22 protein-coding genes and 1 tRNA gene are annotated in these 22,406 nt (G+C 73.2%); 12 read left to right on the top strand and 11 right to left on the bottom strand.

What is annotated here, in order from left to right; translation table 11 throughout:
- Positions 1-48 precede the first annotated feature (48 nt).
- Positions 49-840 carry a CAP domain-containing protein gene (locus Dsi01nite_RS47000; protein ID WP_203852982.1) on the bottom strand — a complete coding sequence of 264 codons (792 nt, stop codon included), beginning with the start codon at positions 838-840 and terminating at the stop codon, positions 49-51.
- A 106-nt stretch (positions 841-946) separates the two neighbouring features.
- A complete protein-coding gene (locus tag Dsi01nite_RS46995; protein ID WP_203852981.1) occupies positions 947-1,594 on the bottom strand; it encodes a TetR/AcrR family transcriptional regulator in 648 nt (215 codons plus the stop codon).
- A 33-nt stretch (positions 1,595-1,627) separates the two neighbouring features.
- On the opposite strand from Dsi01nite_RS46995, the gene Dsi01nite_RS46990 reads away from it, so the two are divergent.
- Positions 1,628-2,296, top strand: a complete 669-nt coding sequence (locus tag Dsi01nite_RS46990) for a pentapeptide repeat-containing protein (protein ID WP_203852980.1) — start codon at positions 1,628-1,630, stop codon at positions 2,294-2,296.
- On the opposite strand, the gene Dsi01nite_RS46985 is transcribed toward Dsi01nite_RS46990, so the two are convergent.
- From Dsi01nite_RS46985 to Dsi01nite_RS46975, 3 genes are all read right to left on the bottom strand, one after another.
- Positions 2,241-2,705 (bottom strand): STAS domain-containing protein, encoded by a 465-nt coding sequence (locus tag Dsi01nite_RS46985; protein WP_203852979.1) that lies wholly within the window; start codon positions 2,703-2,705, stop codon positions 2,241-2,243. The two genes, Dsi01nite_RS46990 and Dsi01nite_RS46985, sit on opposite strands and share 56 nt — an antisense overlap.
- 94 nt (positions 2,706-2,799) lie before the next feature.
- Positions 2,800-3,300, bottom strand: coding sequence for a hemerythrin domain-containing protein (locus tag Dsi01nite_RS46980; RefSeq protein ID WP_203852978.1), 501 nt, complete (start codon positions 3,298-3,300; stop codon positions 2,800-2,802).
- Positions 3,301-3,379: 79 nt separating this feature from the next.
- A complete protein-coding gene (locus Dsi01nite_RS46975) occupies positions 3,380-3,934 on the bottom strand; it encodes an O-methyltransferase (protein ID WP_203852977.1) in 555 nt (184 codons plus the stop codon).
- Between the two features lie 64 nt (positions 3,935-3,998).
- Here Dsi01nite_RS46975 and Dsi01nite_RS46970 point away from each other — a divergent pair, with 64 nt between their 5' ends.
- A complete protein-coding gene (locus Dsi01nite_RS46970; protein ID WP_203852976.1) occupies positions 3,999-4,721 on the top strand; it encodes a DUF4097 family beta strand repeat-containing protein in 723 nt (240 codons plus the stop codon).
- 21 nt (positions 4,722-4,742) lie between these two features.
- Here Dsi01nite_RS46970 and Dsi01nite_RS46965 read toward each other — a convergent pair whose 3' ends face one another.
- From Dsi01nite_RS46965 to Dsi01nite_RS46940, 6 genes are all read right to left on the bottom strand, one after another.
- The gene (locus Dsi01nite_RS46965; protein WP_203852975.1) at positions 4,743-6,005 is read right to left on the bottom strand and encodes a serine hydrolase domain-containing protein; all 1,263 of its coding nucleotides are present in this window, start codon (positions 6,003-6,005) and stop codon (positions 4,743-4,745) included.
- A gap of 21 nt (positions 6,006-6,026) precedes the next feature.
- Positions 6,027-6,602 (bottom strand): ATP-dependent Clp protease proteolytic subunit, encoded by a 576-nt coding sequence (locus tag Dsi01nite_RS46960; RefSeq protein WP_203852974.1) that lies wholly within the window; start codon positions 6,600-6,602, stop codon positions 6,027-6,029.
- 79 nt (positions 6,603-6,681) lie between these two features.
- A complete protein-coding gene (locus Dsi01nite_RS46955; protein ID WP_203852973.1) occupies positions 6,682-8,574 on the bottom strand; it encodes a propionyl-CoA synthetase in 1,893 nt (630 codons plus the stop codon).
- A 10-nt stretch (positions 8,575-8,584) separates the two neighbouring features.
- Positions 8,585-8,863, bottom strand: a complete 279-nt coding sequence (locus Dsi01nite_RS46950; RefSeq protein WP_203852972.1) for a DUF6295 family protein — start codon at positions 8,861-8,863, stop codon at positions 8,585-8,587.
- Positions 8,864-8,865: 2 nt separating this feature from the next.
- Positions 8,866-9,624: a dienelactone hydrolase family protein gene (locus Dsi01nite_RS46945; RefSeq protein ID WP_203852971.1), complete on the bottom strand. Its 759-nt coding sequence runs from the start codon at positions 9,622-9,624 to the stop codon at positions 8,866-8,868.
- A gap of 46 nt (positions 9,625-9,670) precedes the next feature.
- Positions 9,671-12,343 (bottom strand): FHA domain-containing protein, encoded by a 2,673-nt coding sequence (locus Dsi01nite_RS46940; protein WP_203852970.1) that lies wholly within the window; start codon positions 12,341-12,343, stop codon positions 9,671-9,673.
- A gap of 120 nt (positions 12,344-12,463) precedes the next feature.
- On the opposite strand from Dsi01nite_RS46940, the gene Dsi01nite_RS46935 reads away from it, so the two are divergent.
- The 10 genes from Dsi01nite_RS46935 to Dsi01nite_RS46890 all read left to right on the top strand — a co-directional run bounded on the left by Dsi01nite_RS46935 (position 12,464) and on the right by Dsi01nite_RS46890 (position 22,389).
- Positions 12,464-13,651: a S8 family peptidase gene (locus tag Dsi01nite_RS46935; protein ID WP_203852969.1), complete on the top strand. Its 1,188-nt coding sequence runs from the start codon at positions 12,464-12,466 to the stop codon at positions 13,649-13,651.
- A gap of 140 nt (positions 13,652-13,791) precedes the next feature.
- Positions 13,792-14,355 carry an RNA polymerase sigma factor gene (locus Dsi01nite_RS46930; RefSeq protein ID WP_203852968.1) on the top strand — a complete coding sequence of 188 codons (564 nt, stop codon included), beginning with the start codon at positions 13,792-13,794 and terminating at the stop codon, positions 14,353-14,355.
- Between the two features lie 22 nt (positions 14,356-14,377).
- The gene (locus tag Dsi01nite_RS46925; RefSeq protein WP_203852967.1) at positions 14,378-14,824 is read left to right on the top strand and encodes a hypothetical protein; all 447 of its coding nucleotides are present in this window, start codon (positions 14,378-14,380) and stop codon (positions 14,822-14,824) included.
- 50 nt (positions 14,825-14,874) lie between these two features.
- Positions 14,875-15,282, top strand: a complete 408-nt coding sequence (locus Dsi01nite_RS46920; protein ID WP_203852966.1) for a VOC family protein — start codon at positions 14,875-14,877, stop codon at positions 15,280-15,282.
- Positions 15,273-15,345: transfer RNA gene (locus tag Dsi01nite_RS46915), tRNA-Ala, on the top strand. Before Dsi01nite_RS46920 ends, Dsi01nite_RS46915 begins: the two co-directional genes overlap by 10 nt.
- A 41-nt stretch (positions 15,346-15,386) precedes the next feature.
- Positions 15,387-16,706, top strand: coding sequence for an SDR family NAD(P)-dependent oxidoreductase (locus Dsi01nite_RS46910; RefSeq protein ID WP_203852965.1), 1,320 nt, complete (start codon positions 15,387-15,389; stop codon positions 16,704-16,706).
- Positions 16,700-17,830 carry a leucine-rich repeat domain-containing protein gene (locus tag Dsi01nite_RS46905; protein ID WP_203852964.1) on the top strand — a complete coding sequence of 377 codons (1,131 nt, stop codon included), beginning with the start codon at positions 16,700-16,702 and terminating at the stop codon, positions 17,828-17,830. The genes Dsi01nite_RS46910 and Dsi01nite_RS46905 overlap by 7 nt, the downstream gene beginning before the upstream one ends.
- Positions 17,827-19,446, top strand: coding sequence for an ankyrin repeat domain-containing protein (locus Dsi01nite_RS46900; protein WP_203852963.1), 1,620 nt, complete (start codon positions 17,827-17,829; stop codon positions 19,444-19,446). The genes Dsi01nite_RS46905 and Dsi01nite_RS46900 overlap by 4 nt, the downstream gene beginning before the upstream one ends.
- A gap of 7 nt (positions 19,447-19,453) precedes the next feature.
- Positions 19,454-20,974 carry a hypothetical protein gene (locus Dsi01nite_RS46895; protein WP_203852962.1) on the top strand — a complete coding sequence of 507 codons (1,521 nt, stop codon included), beginning with the start codon at positions 19,454-19,456 and terminating at the stop codon, positions 20,972-20,974.
- Positions 20,971-22,389: a hypothetical protein gene (locus Dsi01nite_RS46890; protein ID WP_203852961.1), complete on the top strand. Its 1,419-nt coding sequence runs from the start codon at positions 20,971-20,973 to the stop codon at positions 22,387-22,389. The genes Dsi01nite_RS46895 and Dsi01nite_RS46890 overlap by 4 nt, the downstream gene beginning before the upstream one ends.
- Positions 22,390-22,406: the final 17 nt, after the last annotated feature.

Genomic DNA, 22,406 nt, shown 5'->3' with positions numbered 1-22,406 from the left:
GTGACCGCGACGGGGTTCCTGCAGGGTTCCTGCGGGGTTGCGGCCGGGCTACCGGGGGCTGCCGAAGTCCTGGGTCCAGATCGGGGTCTTGCCCTGGTAGGCGAGGCCGACGCCGAGGTCCTTCAGGCCGCAGTTCAGGATGTTGGCACGGTGCCCGGAGCTGTTCATCCACGCGTTCATGACGTCGGCCGGGGTGCGCTGGCCCTTCGCGATGTTCTCCGCCGCACCGGACCACTTGTAGCCCGCGTTGGTGATGCGGGTGGCGAAGTCGGTGCCGTCCTGCGAGGTGTGCGAGAAGTAGTCCTTGGCGGCCATGTCCTGCGAGTGCTTGCGGGCGGCGGTGGCGAGCTTCGCGTTGTAGGCCAGGGGCTTGCAGCCGGCCTTTGCCCGCTCCGTGTTGACGATCACGAGCACCTGCTGCTCGTACGACGTGTTGCCGGCGGCCGGCGGCGCGGTCGTCTTCGGCTTCGCCGGTGGCGTGGTCGCCGCCTTCGTCGGCGTCGCCGCGGCGGTCGTCGGGGCGGTGCTGGGGTCGGCGGTGGCGCCCTCGACCGGCGAGGACGCGTCCCCCGCGGCCGGGTTACCGGCGTTCGACGGGTCGCCGGTCGTGTCGCCCGCGACGGAGGTGCGGGCGGCGTCGCCGGTGTCGCCGTCGTTGCCGAGCAGCACCGCACCGCCGAACGCGGTGGCGCCGACGACCAGCAGGGCGGCGACGCCGACCCCGACGATCACGGCGAGCCGGGTGCCGCGACGGTGCCGCGGCTCATGACCTTCGGTGCTGGGCTCAGGGTCGTACTCGGGGCCGTACTCCGGGCCGTATTCAGGGCCGTACGCGGACACCAGCTGCCTCCTGAGGCACAGACGACTCAACCGCACCGAAGCCTATGAGTCCGGTGGCCGCCTTTCCCAACCAAGGGCGCCGATTTCACGATGATCTAAGCGAAACTTATGGTCCGGTGTCCGCCGTGTCCTCAGGGTCCGCAGCAGGGTGTAGCAGCGCGGTCACCGCGCGGCGCAGCACGGCCGTCGCGGCGGGGACGTCGAGGTGCAGCTCGTCGCGCAGCATCGACCAGGACGCGAACGTCGTGGCCACCGTGAGCGCGTGCAGGCTCGCCTCCCGCGTGGCGTCACCGCCGACGCCGTCCAGCTCGTCGGCGAAGAGCTTCTCGAGCTCCTCGCGGGCGTTCGTGACATACCAGGTCCGGTTGTGCCGCAGCGCTGCGGAGAACGGCTCCCGCAGCCGGGCCGCGCGGGCCGCCGGTGCGATGAGCTCGAGCAGCCGGGCGCGCTGCTCGCAGTACACCTCGATCCGCTGCGGCAACGGCAGGTCCGGCGGCACGGGGCGGTGCTCGGCGAGCTGCCGCTCCATCAGCCTGGCGCCGGCGGCGGCGAAGAGCCGCTCCATGTCCTTGAAGTTCGTCCACAGCGCCCGCAGTGAGACCCCGGCGCGCTCGGCGATCCGCTCCGCCGTCGGCTTGAGGTCGCCCTCTTCCAGCAGCGCGAGATGGGCATCGACGATGGCCCGGCGGGTGCGCTCGGCCCGCAGTGTGCGCCCGTCGACCCGCCGCTGCCCGACCGCCGCCGTATCACTCATGACGCATCAGCCTACGTGTGTACGGTGAGCTGCGTGGCACTGCGCACCGTGCATGAACTCGACATCGATCTCCCCGTCATCGACCAGGGTGAGCTCGAGCCGGTCAGCGCGCCGTGGGGCGGCAACCTCAACGACGCCCACGTGCAGACCGGCCGCGCCATCCGCACCACCCTCATCGACGCCCGGCTGCGCCGCTCCCACCTGGAGAACCTCGACCTCAATGGGGTCGTGTGGGAGGACGTGACGGTCACCGGCTGCCGCTTCGAGAAGGTCGACTTCTCCGCGGCCCGGCTGACCGGGCTGACCCTCGAACGGGTCCACTTCGTCAACTGCAAGCTCACCTGGGCCCACCTGGCCGAGTCGCGCCTCGGCGACGTGCTCTTCGAGGGGTGCCGGCTGGACGCCGCGACCCTCGACGACATCACGACCGTCGGTCCGACGGGTTTCGTCGGTTGTGTCCTGGTCAACACCGTCTTCCGGGACTGCGTCCTGCCGCAGGCGGCAATGTCCGGATGCCGGCTGCGGCAGATGTCGTTCGAGAGCTGCGACCTGCGCGGCGCCGACCTGCGCGGCAACCAGCTGTCGGAGGTCAGCGGCGTCAGCAGCCTGCGCGGCGTGACCATCGAGCCGGCGCAGCTGCCCGGGCTCACCGACGCGGTGATGCGGGACCTCGGCGTGATCGTCCGCGGGCCGAAGGGTTGACCCGCCAGCGGGGCCGGCGGCGCTGCGGGTAGGCGGGCTCGTCGACGCACGCCGCCGGCGGGTTCCCGCCCGGCAACGCCCCGCCGGTGAGCAGGTCGCGCGGGTCGGCCTCGACGGCACCCTCGACCGTGGCGAAGGCCGCGATCGTGTCCATCCCGGTCGCGACCTGCGCCCAGGACCGGATCGCGGGTGACGGGGCGGCGAGCCGCAGCTCACCACCCCGCTGCCAGGCGAGCGTCGCGACCCGCACGAGCAGGGCCGCACCGGCGGTGTCGCAGACCGTGACCTGGGACACGTCCAGCACCAGCCGCGGCGCCGCGGCGACGAGGCAACCGGCGAGGACCGGTTCGACGGTCTCGACGGTCCCTTCCACAAGCAACCCGTGCAGGGCAAGCACCACGGCGTTCATCGACTTCGACGGTACCGGCACACCCCGGCCCCGGCGCTTCCTTCGGTCGGATGACCCCGCCCGGGCCGTTGGTGCCTCCGGCCGGCCTGAGCAGTCAGGCACGGATCGCGTCGAGGGCCTTCTTCAGGGCCTTCGGCTCGGTCGGGGTCGTCGGCGCGTCCGGGCGCAGCTCCTGCATCCGGGCGCCGATCTCCTGCAGTTGGGTGCGGCTGAGGCCGTCACGGACCTTCGGGAACCACTCCTGCTCCTCCTCGTCGATGTGGTGCGAGACGCTCTCGATGAGGACGGTGACCTTCGCGTCGAAGTGCTCGTCGTCCGGGGTCATCGTGGCGAGCTCCATGCACAGCACGTCGGCGACGTGGTGTTCCTCGTAGGACTCGAGGATGTCGTCGTCGAGGTCCGGCAGGAGACGCCGGACCTCCGGGTACATGACCTCGTTCTCGAGGTACGTGTGCACGGTCAGCTCGGTCAGGATCTCCTTGACGATCCGCGCCTTCGTCGCCGCCGGTCCGTCCTCGGCGCCCTGGAACTCCTTGAACAGCCGCTTGACGGTCTTGTGGTCTTCCTTGAGCACGACTATGGCGTCGGTGGACATCGGATCTCCTCACGAACGGGGCTTGACAGCCATCCGTGTACCCGTGCCCCACCAGCGCAAACGGCGTCACCCCAGGGCGTCAACGATGCGTGCTCAGCACCATTCCCGAGCCGTGGTCGAGCTCGACGGAGACGAGGTGCGGGTGCTCGACGAGGGTCCGGCGGACCCCGTCCTGGCGGACCTTGAACTCCTCGGGCCAGTCCTCGACGGTCCGCATGTCGTCGACGACGAGGATGCCCCGCGGCCGCAGCGCGGCGATCGTCAGGTCCAGCCCTTCGCTCTTGCCGCCCTGGGCGTCGGCGAAGATCAGGTCGAACGCGCCGGCGGCGGTGGCCAGGAAGGTCAGGGCGTCGGCGACCCGCAGGTCCACATAGGACGGCCAGGTCTCCTTCGCCGCGACCGCGGCCCGCTCGGGGTCGAGCTCGATCGAGGTCACGGTCACGTCGGTGCGCTCGCCGAGCCCGCTGACCAGCCAGGCGACGCCGACCCCGGCGCCGGTGCCGAGCTCCAGGATGTTCCCGCCGGGTCGCACGCCCGCCGCGAGGGCCGCCAGCAACTGGCCGACGGGACGCTCGCAGGACATCGGGAAGTCACTGGCCCCGGCGCGGTCGTACGCGGCATCGACAAGGTTCATCCGGCGAGCGTACCGAGTCGCCCCTGTCGAAGTGGCCGCTGTGGCGCGTGCGAAGCTGACCTCCGTGAAGTCACCGCGGATCCTGACGCTCACCGCCCTGCTGACCCTCGCGGCATCGCCGGCCCTCGCCGGCTGCGGCTCCGACACGCCGTCGAGCGACGACGGTGCCGGAAAGGGTAACGGCAGCTCGCAGACCGCCACCAACACGTTCGAGGTCAAGGACGACGTCAGCGTGGTCGAGGTCGACAGCGCCGGCGGCGCGATCACGGTCAAGGTCGGCGCCGGCCCGACGATCAAGGTGACCGAGACGTCGACCTTCAAGGCCGACAAGCCCGGCCGCAAGCAGAGCGTCGACGGTGGTGAGCTGGTCCTGACCTCGACCGGCTGCAAGAGCGGTGACTGCTCGATCGCGTACACGGTGGAGATCCCCTCCACGCTGACCGTGCGCCTGGACAGCGCCGGCGGCACGATCGCGCTGACCGGCCTGACCGGCCTCATCGACGTGTCCACCGACGGCGGCGCGCTGACCGGCGCCGGCCTCGCCCCGCCGGAGCTGACCGCCCGCACCGGCGGCGGCGCCGTCGACCTCGCCGTGACGCAGGCCCCGGACCGGATCGATGTCGACAGCGGCGGCGGCGACGTGAAGCTGACCCTGACGAAGGACGGCTACGCGGTCGCCGCCGAGCTCGACGGTGGCACGCAGACCGGCACCGTGCAGTCCGACGCCGCCTCACTGCACAAGGTCCACGTGGCCACCGGCGGCGGGGACCTGAGCTTCAATCGGTGAGCTGGTCAGTCGGTGCGCTGGTCAGTCGGTGAGTGCTGAGTAGATCAGCTGGCGCAGCTGCGGCCGGATCGGGTGGGTGCTGGACGGCATCAGCTGGGTGTAGAACGCGACCGTGAGCCGCTCGACCGGGTCGACCCAGAAGGCCGTGCTGGCCGCGCCGCCCCAGTAGTACGAGCCGGGCGTGCTCGGCGTCCGGGCCGGCACCGGGTCGCGGACCACGGCGAAGCCGAGCCCGAAGCCGATGCCCTCGAACGTGGTCTCGGCGAACCCACCGGTCTGCAGCCGGTCCAGGTCGACGCCGCCGGGCAGGTGGTTGCGGGTCATGAACCGCACCGTGCGGCTGCTGAGCAGCCGCTCCCCGGCGGCGCCGGCAGTGCCCTCGCGCAGCAGCATCGACGTGAAGCGGTGGTAGTCCGCGGCGGTGCAGATCAGGCCGCCGCCGCCGGAGTGCAGGTCCGGCTCCCGCAGCGCGTGCTGGCCGATCGGGTCGAACCGGACCGCTGCGCCGGCTTGCACCCCGGAACCGGTGGCGGGGCTCGGCACGTACAGCGCGGCGAGGCGTTTCGCGTCGTCGCCGGCGGGGTCGACCCACCAGTGGGTGTCGGTCATGCCGAGCGGTTCGAAGATCCTGGTGCGGAGGAAGTCGCCGAGTGACTGGCCGGACACCACCTCGACGAGCCGGCCGAGCACGTCGGTGGACACGCCGTAGCCCCAGCCGGTGCCGGGCTGGAAGAGCAGCGGCAGCGCCGCCCAGTCGCGGCAGGCCTGGGCCAGGTCGACGCCCGCCTTGGACATGACGTCGTAGCCGGCCTTGCGGTACAGCGCGTCGACGACCGAGGTCTGCAGGAACCCGTACGTGAGGCCCGACGTGTGCGTCAACAGGTGCCAGACCCGGATCGGTTCGGCGGCCGGCACCGTGTAGGGCTGCCCGGCGGAGCCGCGGTCATACACCTGCGGCGCGGCGAACTCGGGCAGCCACCGGCTGATCGGGTCGGTCAGCTCGAAGCGGCCCTCCTCCCAGAGCATCATCGCGGCGACCGACGTGATGGGCTTCGTCATCGAGTAGACGCGCCACAGGGTGTCGGGCTCGACCGGCAGGCCGGCCTCCAGGTCGCGCCGCCCGCACGTCGAGGCGTGCGCGACCCGGCCGTCCCGGCTGATCACGAGCTGCCAGCCGGCGAGCCGGCCGTCCTCGACATACCGGGCGAAGTGGCTGTCCAGCGCGGCCAGCCGTTTCGCGTCGAAGCCGACCTGCCCGGGCGCGACCTCACGTTCGATGCTCACGCCCGGCAGCTTAATGCGCGATCAGGAAACCGCCAGCTGCTCGGCGCCGGCGACGACCTTGTCGACGAACCCGTAGTCGACGGCCTCCTGCGCGGTGAACCAGCGGTCCCGGTCGGAGTCCTCCTCGATCTGCTCATACGTCTGGCCGGTGTGCTCGGAGATGAGCCGCTGCATGGTCTTCTTCGTGAAGAGCATCTGCTCGGCCTGGATCGCGATGTCGGAGGCGGTGCCGCCGATGCCGCCGGACGGCTGGTGCATCATGACCCGCGAGTGCGGCAGGGCGTAGCGCTTGCCCGGGGTGCCGGCGCTGAGCAGGAACTGTCCCATCGACGCGGCCATGCCCATGACGACCGTCGACACGTCGTTGGGCACGAACCGCATCGTGTCGTAGATGGCCAGGCCGGCGCTGATGACCCCGCCCGGTGAGTTGATCCAGAGACTGATGTCCTTCTCGTGGTCCTCGGCGGCGAGCAGGATCAGCTGCCCGCAGATGCGGTTGGCGCTCTCGTCGTTGACCTCGGTGCCGAGGACGATGATGCGCTTGGCGAGCAGTCGGTCGAAAACGGCGCTGTCGAAGGGGATCTGCGTGTCGGCCATGGTCCGACGGTATGCGCGGCGCCGCCGAAAAGCTCGTCCGGTTCGCTCACAGCGTGTTCGCTGTCAGCGTTCTCGCTGGTCAGGGTGAGCGCAATATCGGGCGCAGCGCGTCCAGCACCGACGCGTCCTCGATCGTGGACGGGACCGCCGGGTCATCGCCGCCCGCGATGCCGCGCATGGTCTTGCGCAGGATCTTGCCGGAGCGGGTCTTGGGCAGTGCCGGCACGACCTGCACCCGGCGGAGCGAGGCCACGGCGCCGATGCGCTGCCGTACCAGCGCCACCAGCTCCCGCTCCAGGACGTCGTGGGTGGTGTCGACGCCCGCCTTCAGCACCACGAGACCACGCGGCACCTGGCCTTTGAGGTCGTCGTCGACGCCGATCACGGCGCACTCGGCGACGGCGGGGTGGGCGGCGAGGACCTCCTCCATGGAGCCCGTGGACAGGCGGTGGCCGGCGACGTTGATGACGTCGTCGGTGCGGCCCATCACGTAGAGGTACCCGTCGGCGTCGAACCGGCCGCCGTCGCCGGTGAGATAGACGCCGTCGGGGTAGGTGCCGGTGAACGCGGACAGGTACGACGCGACGAACCGCTCGTCGTCCTGCCACAGCGTCGGCAGGCAGCCGGGCGGCAGCGGCAGGGCGATGACGATCGCGCCGTCGACGTCCGGCGGGGCGGGCGTCCCGTCGGGCTGCAGGATCCGCACGTCGAAGCCCGGCACCGGCACCGACGGCGACCCGGGCCTGGTCGGCATCGGCTCCAGGCCGCGCAGGTTCGCCGCGACGGGCCAGCCGGTCTCGGTCTGCCACCAGTGGTCGACGACGGGGACGCCGAGGATCTGCCCGGCCCACTCGTAGGTCTGCGGGTCGAGGCGTTCCCCGGCGAGGAACAGGGTCCGCAGGGTCGCGGTGTCGTACTTCCGGATGAGCGTGCCGGCCGGGTCCTCCTTGCGGATCGCGCGGATCGCGGTCGGGGCCGTGAACAGCGCCGTCACCCCGTGCTGCTCGACGACCCGGAAGAACGCGCCGGCGTCCGGGGTGCCGACGGGCTTGCCCTCGTACAGCACGGTCGTGGCGCCGACGAGCAGCGGCCCGTAGACGATGTACGAGTGGCCGACGACCCATCCGACGTCCGACGCCGCCCAGAACACGTCCCCGGGTCCGGTCGCGTACACGTTGGCCATCGACCAGGCGAGGGCGACGGCGTGGCCGCCGTTGTCGCGCACGATGCCCTTCGGCCGGCCGGTGGTGCCCGACGTGTAGAGGATGTACAGCGGATCGGTGGCGGCGACCGGGACACACGCCGCCTCGGGCGCACCAGCGAGGGCGTCGTCCCAGGTCAGGTCGCCCGGGCCGAGCTCGCCCGGGGCCTGCCCGCGTTGCAGGATCACGCAGTGCGCGGGCCGGTGCGCGGCCTCGGCGAGCGCCGCGTCCAGCAGCGGCTTGTAGGCCACGACGCGGCTGCCCTCGATCCCGCACGAGGTGGCGACGACGACCTTCGGCCGGGCGTCGTCGATGCGGGCGGCGAGCTCCTTCGGCCCGAACCCGCCGAACACGACGGAGTGCACGGCGCCGAGCCGGGCACAGGCGAGCATCGTGATGATCGCCTCCGGCACCATCGCCATGTAGATGACCACCCGGTCACCCTGGTCGACGCCGAGCCGGCGCAGCGCTCCGGCGCACACGGCGACCTCGTCCCGCAGCTCGCGGAAGGTGTACGTGCGCAGCGTCCCGGTGACCGGACTGTCGTAGATGAGGGCGGTGTCCTCGCCGCGCCCGGCGGCCACGTGCCGGTCGAGGGCGTTGTGGCAGGTGTTGAGCTCGGCGTCGGGGAACCAGCGGTAGAACGGCGGGCGGTCGCGGTCCAGCACCCGCATCGGCATGCGCTCCCAGTCGACCCCGGCCGCGGCGTCGCGCCAGAACCAGTCGGGGTCGCTGAGGCTGCGCTCGTACGTGTCGCGATAGGCGCCCATCCCTGGATGTCTACACCCGCGTGCTCCCGCTCGCCAGGCCTGCCGGCGCGTGGTCCAGGGCGGCCGTGATCGCGGCGACCAGCGCCCGGGCGGCCTCCTCGGTGAGCTCGACCGCGACCCGCGCCGACGGGCCCAGCGCCGGGTCGGCGAAGTCGATGTTGAGGGTGTGCCCGAACGGCGCGTGGTGCGGGTGGTCGACGTAGACCGCGGCGCGGGTGACCGGGAACCAGCCGGCCGGGCCCTTGGCGCTGCCCTCGAGCTCCACGGTCTCGGTGTCGTACGTGCACATGCTCAGACCTCCAGTCGCTTGCCGCCGAGGTGCCGGTCGAAGAACGCGAAGATCCGCTTCCAGCCGTCGACGGCGGCCTGCGGCCGGTAGCCGGGCCGGTCCGGGGCGAAGAACCCGTGGCCGGCGCCCTCGTAGCTGTGCCGCTCGAACTGCTTGCCGTGCTCCGCGAGGATCGCGGCGAGCCGGTCGACCTCCGCGGGTGCCGGGTTGCCGTCGTCGTCGCCGAACAGGCCCAGCACCGGGCAGCTCAGGTCGCCGAGCCGGTCCTTGATCGAGGTCATCTTCAGCCCGCTCGCCGCCGGCGGCGGCTCCAGCGCGAACGCCCCGTAGCAGTCGACGGCGGCGTCGATCACGCCGCTGGGCAGCGCGGCCGAGACCAGCAGCGCCTGCCGCCCGCCGGAGCAGTGCCCGATGACGCCGACCTTGCCGTTATGGCTGGAGGCACCGCGCAGCGCGGCCGCGGCGGTCCGCACGTCGGCGATGATCTGCTCGTCGGGGATGCCGCCCTGGCCGCGCACGAACGCCGACGCGTCGTCCGGGGCGGCACCGGGCGCCTCCCGCCAGAACAGGTTGGGGCAGATCGCCAGGTAGCCGTTGACGGCGAACCGGCGCACCATCTCCTTCGTCGACTCGTCGAAGCCGGGCAGGTGGTGGATCACCACCACGCCGGGGAACGGCCCGGCGCCCAGCGGCACCGCCTGGTAGGCCTGGATCTTCTCGTCGCCGATGTACACCGTCTCGGCGCGGATCGCATCTGACATGATCTCAACGCTACTGCCGGGCACCGGCCGGAGTCGCTGCCGGGGATCACTGCCGGCCGGGTTCCAGGCGGCGCAGGGCCAGGCGGGCCAGGCCGATGAGGGCGGCGATCTGCAGCACCAGGATGAACACCGAGCGCCACCAGGCGCCGGTGGTGTGCTCCCACAGGCTGTCCTTGAACGGGATCATCGACTGCAGGTCGACCGTGGACGCGCCGGCGGCGAGGCCCCAGCGGGTCGGGAAGAGCCAGGCGATCTGCTGCAGGACCGTCTGCCCCTGCAGCTCGAACAGGCCGCCGGACAGCACCAGCTGGGCCATCACGACCACGACGAGCACCGGGGTCGTCTGCTCGGTCGTCTTTGCCAGGGCGCTGACCAGCAGGCCGAACGCCATCGACGCGAGCGCGACCAGCGCGACCGGGATGCTGATCTCCAGCAGCCAGTGCTCCTGGAAGATCAGCGGGTCCTTCGGCGGGTTCTTGCCCAGCAGCGCGAGCCAGGTGAACAGCGCCGTCTGCCCGACGATGATGATCGAGAACACGAAGACCTTCGACGCGAGATACGCCCCGGCGGACAGTCCGACGGCCCGTTCCCGCTTGTAGATGGTCGCCTCGTTGACGATCTCGCGGATCGCGGCGGCGGTGCCGAGGAACGCGGCGCCGACGGCGAGCACGACCAGCAGCCGCTGCGCCTCCAGGCTGAACTTCGTCAGGCCGGGTGCGAGCCCGTTCTCCCCCGGCACGGTGCGGGTCAGCAACGCGAGGGCCAGGGGCAGCCCGACGGTGAACAGGGCGAGGCCGCGGTCGGCGCCGATGACCCAGAACATGCGCAGGCACAGGGTGAGGAACTGCCGGATCGGCGCGGCGGGGTGCAACGCCCGGCTGCGCAGCGAGGCGCCGCCGAGCTTGACCCGCGCCCGCCCGACCGCCCGCGCCGGCTTCCCGCCGGGGCCCGGCTCGGGCGGCGCAGCCGCGACCGGCCCGCCGGGCCGCGACGGACGCCGCTGCTCACCCGTCGGCGAGTCGGACGGATCCACCGCGGGGACCACCGCTGTCGGGTCCGCCACCGCGGCCGGGTCCGCCGGCGCGTCCGCCCCTGCCGTCACGGCGGCCGGCTCCGGCGAGCGGGGCATCGGGACGGTCACGCGCTCGACCGCGGCCGGCTTCGGCAGCGGGGCCTCGGCGATCTCGGCCGTCACGTATCGGGTGTAGAGCTCCGAGCTGCGATAGGTGCGGGTCCAGTGCTCGGCGTTGGTGGTGACCTCGCGGAACACCTCGGCGTAGTCCTCGGCGCCGAAGAAGGACAGCAGGTCGCTGGGCGGCCCGAAATACCCCATCCGGCCGCCGACGGTCAGGACCAGGACCCGGTCGCACAGGTCGAGGTGCATCACGTTGTGGGTCACGACGGCCACCGTGCGGCCCTTGTCTGCCAGGTCGCGCAGCTCCTCCATGACCTCCTTGTCCAGGGCGGGGTCGAGGCCGGAGGTCGGCTCGTCCAGGAACAGCAGCGACGGCTCGGTCAGCAGCTCCAGTGCGACGGAGACGCGCTTGCGCTGACCGCCGGACAGCTTGTCGATGCGCATCTTGGCGCGCTCGGTGAGGTTGAGCGTGCGGAGCACCTCCGCGACGCGGACCCGGCGCTCCTTGCGCGGCACGTCGTCGGCGAAGCGCAGCGCGGCGGCGAACCGCAGCGCCCGGCGCACGGTGAGCTGGCGGTGCAGCACGTCGTCCTGGGGGACCATGCCGATGCGGTAGCGCAGCTCGGCGTAGTCCGCGTAGAGGTCGCGGCCGTCGTAACGCACCGTGCCCTGGGTCGCCGGTCGCAGTCCGGCGACGGCCTTGACCAGCGTCGACTTGCCGCAGCCGGAAGGTCCGATGACGGCCAGGAGGCTGCCCTCGGTCAGCGCGAAGCTGACGTCGTCGAGCAGGATCGCGTCCTTGATCCGCACGGTGAGGTCGTCGGCGATGAGCGACGACGGGCCGGCGTCCTCGAACTCGTGCAGCCGCATCCCGTCGAAGATGAACTCGTGCTTGCCGATCGAGATCATGTCGCCGGGCTGCATCGCCTGGCGGGTGACCTGCTTGCCGTTGTGGAACGTGCCGTTGCGGCTGCCGAGGTCGACGACCTCGTAGCCGGTCGGCGTGCGGCGCAGCTCGGCGTGGTTGCGTGAGCTGCGCAGATCGCCGAGCACGATGTCGTTGTCGGGTCCCCGGCCTAGCCGGATCAGCGCGCCCGCCGTGTGCAGCGCGGCCTCGCGGGGCACGGCGGGCGGATGCCCGACCGGCTGTGCTGCCGACTGCTGCGCTGCCGACTGCTGCGCGGCCGGCTGTTGTGCTGCCGGCTGCTGCGGCACCGGCGGCTGGACCGGGATCTGCTCGGTGATCGTGATGACCTTGAACGTGACGGCGGGACCGTCGGCGGCGCCGAGGTGGACCTCTCCTCCGTCGACGGCGGCGACGAACGCGGCCTTCTCGCCGGCCACGTAGGTGCCGTTGCGGCTGCCCAGGTCGCGCAGGAACCAGCCGTCGTCGTTCCAGATCACCTCGGCGTGCCGGCGGGAGATCAGGGTGCCTTCGACCACCAGGTCGTTGGCGGCGTCGCGGCCGATGGTCACCGTGTCGTCGGGACGCACCAGCGAGCGCGCCTCGCCGGAGGCACCGGCGACGGTCACTTCGAGGACGGTCAGTTCACGGGTCACGGTCTGCTGGTCATTGCTCGCCACGGGCATCATCATGCCGCCCGGATACGACAGAAAACAGCGGGGGCGGACACCGGCCGGGAATTTGTGTATCAGGAACCCGACGGGCCGCCTCTTCTTTGCAGACCACGTGAGGAGGAGCCCATGGCACCAGCGGACGCCCGTTCGGAGCAGTGGCGGTCGCGCCGCGCCCGGCGGCTCGCCGGGCTTGGGTGGGTGCGTCGTGAGGACCGGGCGGACGGCACCCCGGTGCGGTTCGTCGCGGACGAGCTCCTGGTGCTCGACGACCACTTCGCCACCGCTCGTCAGGCGTTCCTGGAGCAGGGCTTCACCGTGCGGGACATCGTGGAGGAGGGGGATGTCCCGGACGGATTCCGGCGGGTGCGGTTGCCTGGCCTGGACGTCGCACGCGCCGCGAGGCGGGTGCGGGTCCAGGCCGAGGCGGCCGGTGACGGCAGGGTCGCCGCCGGACCCAACCACGTGTTCGTGTCGACACCGTTCGAGCACGCCGGGCCGTATGGCCCGCCGCGGCCGGTGGCGCCGGGGAGCCTCACGGTCCGTGACCGTGCGGTGCCGGAGGTCGAGGTGCTCGTGCTGGACACCGGGGTGTGGCTGAACAGCCCGCTGCCCAAGGACCGGTATGTCACCGACGACTTCGAGTCCGACCTGCAGCACGACGACGCCGGCACGGACGACGGGGTCCGCGACGGCGACGTCGGGCACGCCAACTTCGTCGCCGGCGTGCTGCTCACCAGGTCCGAGCACGTCAGGCCGAGGGTGATGAAGATCGTCGACACGCACGGGGTCTGCCGCGAGAGCGATCTGATCGCCGGTCTCGGGCAGGCGTACGACCATCAGATCATCAACCTGTCGCTGGGCGGTTACACGCTCGACGACCGGCCGCCGCTGCTGCTGACGGCGGCCCTCGCGCGGCTGCTCGGCACCGGCGACCGGGTGGTGGTCGCGGCCGCGGGCAACGACGGGCAGCACGACCGGCCGTTCTGGCCGGCGGCCTACGCGGGCACCAGCGTGCCGTGGCGGCGGCGGGTCATCGCCGTCGCGGCACACGACGGCCGGCGGATCAGCGACTGGAGCAACACCGGCACGTGGATCACGCTCGCCGCGCCGGGCGCCGACGTCACGAGCACGTTCGTCCATCACGAGGGGTTCGACGACGGCTGGGCGACGTGGAGCGGGACGTCGTTCGCGGCGCCGTTCGTCGCCGCCGCGATCGCCGACGCGCTGCCCGGGGCCGGTTCGGCCCGGCTGGCGGCGGAGGCGGTCATCGCGGGCGCGGCCCGCAGGTACGGCCGCTACGCGGGACTGGCGTGATCGCGATGCCGCACACAGGGAGCCGCAGGCTTCACACGGGGGTCCACCGGTGCCTTACCAGGGGGAGGGGGGTGACGGGGTGCGGCGCGCAGGTTGCCGCATCCCGTCTCCCGGGGGGCTCGATGATAGCCTTCGAGACCATGGCTGAGCCTGAAAACGCCGAGGTCCTGAGGGCGGCCGCCACCGGCGACCAGAAGGCTTGGGAGTCCATCGTGGACAGATATGCCAACCTTGTCTGGTCGGTCGCGCGCAGCTTCCAGCTCGCCCAGTCCGACGCCTCCGACGTGAGCCAGGCCACCTGGTTGCGCCTGGTCGAGCACATCGACGACGTTCGCGATCCGGACAAGCTCGGCTCATGGCTCGCCACCACCGCCCGGCGGGAGGCCCTGGCGCTGCTGCGCCGTGGCGGGCGGGACGTGCCGGCGGGCGCGGCCACCGACTTCGTCGGCACCCTGGCCGGCAGCCTCGCCAGCTCGGACGAGGAGCCCGACGCCGGCGTCCTGCGCGACGAGCGCGACGCCGCGCTGTGGCACGAGTTCCGCACGCTGTCGGAGCCCTGCCAGCAGTTGCTGCGGGTGCTCATCGCCGACCCCCCGCCGAGCTACGCCGAGGTCTCGGCCGCGCTCGACCTGCCGGTCGGCAGCATCGGACCGACCCGGCAGCGCTGCCTCGGCACGCTGCGACGCAGATTGGGTTCGACATGACGTTCTGGGCAGGGCCGACCCGATGATCGGGGAGGAAGAGGTGCTGAGGGCATTGCGCGACATCGCCGGACGGCGCGACCCGGTGCCGGACAACGTCCTCGCCGCCGCGCGGGCCAGCATCGCCTGGCGCGACCCGGACGCGGCCCTGGCCCAGCTCACCGCCGACTCGGCCGCCTCGCGGCTGGTCGCGGTCCGGGGCGGCGGGTCACCGCGGCTGCTGTCGTTCTTCGGCGGCTCGCTGACGATCGACGTGCAGGCGACGACCCGGGCGGGCGCCGTCGAGATGGTCGGCGAGGTGTCCCCGGCGGTGCCGGCGCGGGTGGTGCTGGAGTCCCCCTCCGGCAGCGTCGAGACCGACGTGGACGGTGAGGGCCGGTTCCGGTTCCAGGGTGTCGTGGCGGGGTCGGTGCGGCTGCGGTGCGAGCCCGTCGAGGGCGCCGCCGTGCACACCGAATGGGTCCTGCTCTAAGAGGGGCAATTCGCCACGAGACGGACACTTCCGGCGGTACCCTGCAAAGCATGCCGATCGATCACGTGCAGATCGTGTCCATCCCGGTGAGCGACCAGGACCGGGCACGCGACTTCTACGTCAACGCGCTGGACTGGGAGCTGGTCAGCGACAACGACTCCGGCGACCGCCGGTGGGTCGAGGTGGCGCCCAAGCACGGCCAGACCGCGTTCACGCTCGTCACCTGGTTCGAGACCATGCCGGCGGGTTCGCTGCGCGGCATCGTGCTGGACACCGACGACATCGAGAAGACCTTCGAGGAGCTGTCGGAGCGGGGCATCATCTTCGACGGACCCATCGAGGAAGGGCCGTTCTCGCGGGTCACGAGCTTCTCCGACCCCGACGGCAACACCTTTGTGCTACACCAGCTCTACCAACCGCGCACGAGGGTACTAAGCTACCCGCCGGCAGGGTCGTAGCGCAGAGGTCGTCGCGCCGGCACAGCACGCTGGAGGACGTCGGTTCGATTCCGACCGGCTCTGCCCCGATCTCACCGCTTGCGCACAGCGGCTAGGCTCTGCCGGTGCCTCGTCTGGACCCCTCCGACGTCGCGGCGTGCCTGCGCGTGCTCGCCGCGCTCAACGACGCGGACGACGACCCGTCAGCGCCGGTGGTGCGCGAGGCGGTCGTCAGTGCGTACAAGAGCCGCAAGAAGCACCAGCGGACGGCCCGGCGCACCGCGACCAGCACCCACGATCTCCGGGTGCTGACCGCTGACGGAGACGCCGGACCGGAAGGCGCCGGGCAGGACGACGCCGCGCTGCTGCGGGCGCGGCGCTGCTACGTCTGCAAGAAGCACTACCGCACGGTCAACCGGGCGTACCCGCTCATGTGCGTGCCGTGCTCGACCGGCAACACGGCCCGCCGCACGGCCCGGTGCGACCTGCGCGGCCGACGCGCGCTCGTCACCGGCGGGCGGATCAAGATCGGCTTCCAGACCGCGCTGAAGCTGCTCCGCGACGGCGCCGACGTCATCGTCACCACCCGCTTCCCGCACGACGCGGCGCGCCGCTTCGCCGCCGAGGCCGACTTCACCGACTGGCAGGACCGGCTCCGGGTGCACGGCGTGGACTTCCTGGACCTGCCCGCGGTCGTCGGGCTCGTCGACGCGGTCACCGCCCGCTGGGGCCACCTCGACATCCTGATCAACAACGCGGCCCAGACCATCTCCCGGCCGTTCGAGTATCACCGCTCGCTGCGGGCCGCCGAGACGGCCGCGCTGGAGGGTGCCGCCGCCGGGACGACGTCGCCGCCGCCGGTGCCGGTGGTGCCCGCGACGCAGGTGCCCGCGCTGCGCTCCACTGTGGATTACTTCCCGCTCGGCGCGGTCGACGAGACCGGCGAGCCGCTCGACCTGCGTCCCGTCAACAGCTGGGTGCTGCACCTGCACGAGGTCAGCCCCCGGGAGTGGATGGAGGTGCAGGTCGTCAACTCGTTCGTGCCGTTCCTGCTCACCGCCCGGCTGCGCCCGCTGCTGCTGGCGTCGCCGCACCCCGACCGCTACGTCGTCAACGTCTCGGCGATGGAGGGCAGCTTCAGCCGCCGCAACAAGACCAGCCGGCACCCGCACACGAACATGGCCAAGGCCGGGCTGAACATGCTGACCCGGACCATCGCGGCCGACTACGCCCGCGACGGCATCCACGTCACCAGCGTCGACACCGGCTGGGTCACCGACGAGCGGCCGCAGGGCACGAAGGAGGCCTTCCACGAGGCCGGTTTCCGGGTGCCGCTCGACGTCGTCGACGGCGCCGCCCGGGTCTACGATCCGATCGTCCGCGGCGTGCACGGCGACCGGATCTCCGGTGTCTTCCTCAAGGACTACCAGGTGGTGCAGTGGTAGACGAAGCTCCCGACATCGCCTGCCCGGTGCTCGCCGTGCCGGCCGTGCCGCAGGCCGACCTGGCCGACCTGTCGCCCCTGCTGCGGCGGCTCGCCGACCCGGAGCCGGTGCGCGGCACCGAGCGCTTCCCGCTCGGCACGCTGCAGCCCGACGGCCGGGTCGACCTGTGCAAGCAGGGGCTCGGCGCGGCCGGCGTGACCCAGGTCCTGGACCGGGTCGTCGGCTCGCCGCACGCGGTGCACCTGCTGCTGGGCACCAACGGGCTCGGCGCCACCGGCACCGCCGCCCTGGCCGAAGGGCTGCCGGACGGGCACCGGGTGGAGACGCTGTACCTCGGCTGCAACGCGATCGACGCCGCCGGCGCGGCACCACTGTTCGAGCGGCTCGCCGCCGACGACCGGGTGCGGGCGCTGTGGCTCAAGCGCAACCCGCTCGGCGACGAGGGCGTGGCCGCGCTCGCGGAGACGCTGCGCCGCAACACCACCATCGACACCGTCGACCTGGTCAACACGGGGCTGACGACCGCCGGCCTGGAGACGCTCGTCGACGCGCTCGCCGCCCGGCCCACCCCGGTGACCCGGGTCTTCCTCGGCGGCAACGGCCTCGGCCCGTCCGCCGGTCCGCTGCTGGCGCGGCTGCTGCGGGAGGCCGGCGTCCGGGGCCTGTTCCTGGCCGCCAACCGCCTCGGCGACGCCGGCGTCGCACCCGTCGTCCAAGCCGTCACCACAGCCGGCAGCACGCTCGGGCTCGGCGGCAACGGCCTCTCCCCCGCCGCGGTCGCCGGGATCGCCGACCGGCTGTCCGTGCTGGACAGTCTCGACCTGAGCCGGCCGCAGTCGCTGCGGGTGCTCGGCGCCGCCGACAACATGGTCGGCGACGAGGGTGCCGCGCTGCTCGCCGCGGCGCTGCCCGGCACCCGGCTGCGCCGGCTCGACCTGCGCCACACCGGCGTCGGCGGCCGGGGCGCCAAGGCGCTCCTCGCGGCGCTGCCCTCCACCGACCTGACCCGCCTCGCGCTCGGCCCGGACGTCCCGCGCCGCGTGAAACGGGCCATCAGCGCGCTGCTCCCGCCGGCGGATGCCGGCACGGGATCCGGCAGCGAGATCGTGAGCGTGTACCGGTGACGACACTGAGCCGCGCGGGCGCCCGGAACTGGGGCCGGATCCGGCGCTGGGCGACGCCCCCGTCGATGATCCGGGCCGCGACCGCCGCCCGCCTCGCCGGCGACTGGCGGGCCGCCTGCGCCGCGGCGAACGTCGACGTCGCGCCCGGGGACTACACGCCGTTCGAGGACGACCTGGCGCACTTCGCGCCCGACCTGCTGCGCTGGCACCTGCCCCGCAAGCCGGGCCGCGGCGACACCCACCTCGACGCCCGGCAGGTCGTGCACCTCGCCGGAGGCGGCGACGGTGACGGCACCGTCAAGGGGCCGGCGCTCTACGTCGGCGGCACCCGTCTCGGCTTCGGCTCCCAGCGGCTGCGGCTCTTCGTCACGGACGAGCCGCTGGACCCCGGCGCGTGGGACGACTGGGAGTGGGACGACGGCCCGCGGCCGTTCCACGCCCTGCACGACTACCGGACCCGCCGGTCCCTGTGGGACGCCCGTGAGTCCGGGGCGCTGCTGGCCGGCTGCGGCTGGACCCACCTGCCGTTCTTCGACCCGGCCGGCAACCCGCTGCCGGAGCGGGCCTGGGGGCTCACCGAGCGGATCCTCAGCCTGCACGACGCCGGGCAGGGCCGCGAGGCGTGGCAGGCGGCCGGCGTCGACGTCTCCGATCCGCCGCTGCCCGCCAGCCGGTGGGACGCGCGGATCCTCCAGCAGCACTGGCAGGGGTTCCTCGCCGACCACGCCGCCGTCGTCGCCGCGGCCCGGGACCGTGGGTCGGAGCGGGTCGGCATCCCGTTCGGCTGGACCAACCTGGTCGAGCTGACCGGGTTCGAGGGCGAGCAGCTGACCGGCACGTGGGTGAGGGTCAGCTACAAGGACCGCGACGCCGACTGGCACCTCGACCCGGCGCCGTTCCAGCGGCCGGTCGACGCCGAGCTGATCCGCGCGGGCGTGCTGCCGGTCTCGTCACTGCACCCGCTCGTGCACGCCGCGTTCTTCCCCGAGGCCGGGCCGCTCGCGCCGCGGGTCCTTCCGGCTCCGGTGGCGGAGGCCCGGCTGCGGTGCCGGGACGGCGCGTGGCATCACGTGCGGATGAGCGGCGGACGCTTCGACATCCCGCACGACGACGAGGAACGCCGCCGCGAACAGGCCTTGTCCGCACTCGGCGGTCAGGTGCACGGCTGTATCGCCGCCGAACGGGCCTGGCGCGAACCGGGTTCGACGCTCCCCCGCGCCCTGCGCGAACTGCGCCGCGACCTCATGCTGCGGGCCCAGCACGGCGACCTGCCCGGCGTCCTGGAGCTGCTCGACGCCGGCGTCGACCCGCACGCCCGTGACCCGCACGGCCGGACGCTGCTGCACCACATCAGCGGGCTGATGGCCGCCCCCGACGACCTGACCCTGTTCCGCCGGCTCGTCGCCGCCGGCCTGGACGTCGAGGCCCGCGACCGGCGGGGCATGACCCCGCTGCAGACGGCGGTGTACGACACCGGCACCGCCCAGCTCGTCCTCGCCCTCCTCGAGGCGGGCGCCGACGCCGGCACCGTCGACGACAACGGCGTCTCCCTCTTCGACACCCTGGACCGCTTCAGCCGCCCGGAGCTCGAGTTCCTGCAACCACCAGGCGAGTGAGCCCGCCGTGTGGCACGGCCGAGTGAGCCGCGAGCTGCGCGGGTGGCACCGGGTGCGCCGGTTCACGGTGCCCCGCTGGATGATCGAGGAGGCCACCCGGCGGCGGCTCGCCGGCGACTGGCGGGGCGCCTGCGACGCGGCCGGCGTCGACGTCGCCCTGGACCTCGCCCGGATCCGGCGGGACCACGGCGCCGCGGTCGCCGCCGCGGTCGAGGACGACGTGCGGCATCTCGCCCCGGATCTGCTGCGCTGGCACCTGATCGGGGCGGCCCCGGCGACGGCGCTGCGGCCGGTCGACGTGCGGCTGGCCGGGTACGGACCGATGGCGCTGCGGATCCGCCCGCGGCACCCCGGCACGCCCAGCCGGCGGCTCGAGCTCGTGTTCACCGAACGCGCCGGCGGCGCGCCACAGGACGTTTCGCCGGACCGGTCGCACGACCAGTCGCAGGGCCTTTCGCAGGACCTCTTGCAGGACCTCTCGCAGGACCGGGAGCGGTGGGACAGCCGGCACGCCGGCGCGCTGCTGGACCGCTGCGGCGGCTACGACGGGCACCTGCCGTTCTTCACCGCGACCGGTGACCGGCTGCCCGAGGCGGCGTGGACCGACCGGGAGCGGGTGATCGCCGCGCAGGACGCCGGCGACTGGGTCCGCGCGTGGAACGTGGCCGGCTTCGACGTCCGGGCGTTGCAGGCGCTGGTCGAGCGGGGGCACTGGATCGAGCGGCACCTGCGCGAGAGCCGGCCGGACCTCGCCCAGGTGCGCGCCGCTGTGGGCGAGATCCGGACGGGCCGCCGGGACCGGGTGCGGGTCGGGCTCAGCGGCGGGAACGTCCTGGGGTTCACCGCCCAGCTGTCCGTCGACGCGGACCTACGGGTGTCCTACCCAAGTGCCCCGGTGCCACAGCCGGACCTGCCGGTCGTGCGCGCTGAACGGGTGGTGGACTTCGACCTCGTCCGCCTCGGGCTGCTGCCGATGGAGCAGCTGCACCCGCTCGTCGGCGACGCGCTCTTCCCCGGCCTGGCCGGGCTGTTCGAAGGCCCGCCCGACCCGGTCCCCGACCTGGCACCGGTGCGGGTCCGGTGCCAGGGTGTGTGGCACGTGCTCGGCGACGGCCACCACACGGGCGAGGAGATGCGCCGGGAGCTGGCGCTGCGGGCCCTCGGCGGGGCGCCGCTGCGCGGTTGCTTCGCGGCGCGGGCCGGATGGCGCGCCCCCGACGCGTGGACCCCGAAGGTGTTGCGGCTGCGGCGCCGGGACATCGTCCTGCACGCCGTCAACGGCGACGCCCCGGCGATCGCCGCGTGGCTCGACGCGGGCCTCGACCCGCACCTGCGGGACCACCTCGGCCGGACCCTGCTGCACCTGATCGCGTGGCTGCCGGACCCGGAGCCGGTCGTGACCCGCCTGCGGCACGCCGGGCTCGACCCGCGGGCCCGCGACCGGGCCGGGCGGACGCCGACGCAGCACGCCGTCGCCGAGGGCGGCACCCCGCAGGCGATCCGGGCGCTGCGGGAGCTGGCGTCGTGAGCTGGCGCCGGGAGCTCGCGGCAGCGCGGTGGACGCGGCGGCTCGGGGTGCCCGCCTGGATGATCACGGCGGCCACGGCGCGGCGCCTCGCCGGGGACTGGCGCGGCGCCTGCGCGGCGGCGCACGTGGACGTCGAGCTGGACCCGTCGGCGATCGCCCACGGCGACGGCGGCGCGGTCGCGGAGCGGGTCGAGGACGACCTGCGGCACCTGGTGCCGGACCTGCTGCGCTGGCACCTCGACCCGGCGCAGCCCGTCACGCTCCTGAACGTCTACGGCGGGACCCGGGCGCTGTTCGTGCTGCGGCGCGCGCCCGAGCGGCTGGCGCTGCGCTACGGTGCCGTGCCGCCGGACTCGTGGCGGGGGTCGTTGGTGCACAGCCGGGAACGCTGGGACAGCCGGCACACGGGCGCCCTGACCGGGCGGCTCTTCCTCGACGCCGGCGGGTCGCGGCTGCCGCGGGAGGCGTGGGGGCTCGCCGAGCACGTCATCGCTATGCAGGACGCCGGGGACTGGATCGGGGCGTGGCGCCTCGCCGGCTTCGACCTGGAGGCGCTGGTCGGCCGCCGGCCCGAGCTGCGCGGGCCCGGCGCTCCGGCGGCGCGACGGGTGTGGCGGCTGAACCTGACCGGGCTCCGTGCGGCGATCCGGTCGGCGGGTGCCCCCTCGGAGGGGGTGCTGCTGGATCACGTCGACGGGGCGTACACCACCCAGGTCCGGGACACAACGGTCAGTGGTGTCGCCGGTGAGGACGGCGCCGGGGCCGCGTTGCGGTTGCCGGCGGCGCTGGTGGAGCGGCCCGTCGACGCCGACCTGGTGCGGCTCGGGATGCTGCCGGCTTCGGCGCTGCATCCCCTCGTCGGTGCGGCGCTGTTCCCCGCGCTGTCGACGATGCCGCCGGCGCCGGAGCCGGGCGTGGGTCCGGTCCGGGTCCGCCGCGACGGTGTCTGGCGGTTCGCCGAACCCGGCGACCTCGGCTGGCACGACCCCCTGGCGGCGTTGCCGAAGGTGCTGCGGTTGCGCCGTGACACGGTGGTACGGCTGGCGCGGCACGGCGACGCCCCGGCGCTGCTGGCGTGGCTGGCGGCGGGCGGTGATCCGTACTTCCGGGACCCGGAGCGGCGCACGATGCTGCACCTGCTCGCGCACCTGCCGGGCGGGGGCGACACCGCCGAGCTGGTCGAGACGCTGCTGCTGGAGCTCCTGGCGGCGGGGCTGGACCTGGAGGCCCGCGACCGGGCGGGCCTGACGCCGCTGCTGTTCGCGGTCGCCAACGGCGGGGCGGCGACCACCGTCCGGGCGCTCGTCACGATGGGCGCGGATGTGAGCGCCGTCACGTTCGCCGGCGCCGGCTGGGCCGACCTGGCCCGGGCCGCCGGGTGCCTCGAAGACCTGTGGTTCCTGCTGGAGTCCTGACCGTGGGAATGTGGTCG

This window comes from Dactylosporangium siamense, assembly GCF_016862795.1.
GTDB classification, from domain to species: Bacteria; Actinomycetota; Actinomycetes; order Mycobacteriales; family Micromonosporaceae; genus Dactylosporangium; species Dactylosporangium siamense.
The sequence above is the reverse complement of the archived record's forward strand: the minus strand, read 5'-3'. Positions and strand labels throughout refer to the sequence as shown.

Bases quoted from the DNA above. Each gene is read 5' to 3' on its own strand.
- Dsi01nite_RS46945 (WP_203852971.1), bottom strand. From the start codon at position 9,624: ATGTCAGATGCGATCCGCGCCGAGACGGTGTACATCGGCGACGAGAAG.
- Dsi01nite_RS46985 (WP_203852979.1), bottom strand. From the start codon at position 2,705: ATGAACGCCGTGGTGCTTGCCCTGCACGGGTTGCTTGTGGAAGGGACC.
- Dsi01nite_RS46950 (WP_203852972.1), bottom strand. From the start codon at position 8,863: ATGTGCACGTACGACACCGAGACCGTGGAGCTCGAGGGCAGCGCCAAG.
- Dsi01nite_RS46955 (WP_203852973.1), bottom strand. From the start codon at position 8,574: ATGGGCGCCTATCGCGACACGTACGAGCGCAGCCTCAGCGACCCCGAC.
- Dsi01nite_RS46935 (WP_203852969.1), top strand. From the start codon at position 12,464: ATGGCACCAGCGGACGCCCGTTCGGAGCAGTGGCGGTCGCGCCGCGCC.
- Dsi01nite_RS46925 (WP_203852967.1), top strand. From the start codon at position 14,378: ATGATCGGGGAGGAAGAGGTGCTGAGGGCATTGCGCGACATCGCCGGA.
- Dsi01nite_RS46930 (WP_203852968.1), top strand. From the start codon at position 13,792: ATGGCTGAGCCTGAAAACGCCGAGGTCCTGAGGGCGGCCGCCACCGGC.
- Dsi01nite_RS46975 (WP_203852977.1), bottom strand. From the start codon at position 3,934: ATGAACCTTGTCGATGCCGCGTACGACCGCGCCGGGGCCAGTGACTTC.
- Dsi01nite_RS46980 (WP_203852978.1), bottom strand. From the start codon at position 3,300: ATGTCCACCGACGCCATAGTCGTGCTCAAGGAAGACCACAAGACCGTC.
- Dsi01nite_RS46960 (WP_203852974.1), bottom strand. From the start codon at position 6,602: ATGGCCGACACGCAGATCCCCTTCGACAGCGCCGTTTTCGACCGACTG.
- Dsi01nite_RS46995 (WP_203852981.1), bottom strand. From the start codon at position 1,594: ATGAGTGATACGGCGGCGGTCGGGCAGCGGCGGGTCGACGGGCGCACA.
- Dsi01nite_RS46920 (WP_203852966.1), top strand. From the start codon at position 14,875: ATGCCGATCGATCACGTGCAGATCGTGTCCATCCCGGTGAGCGACCAG.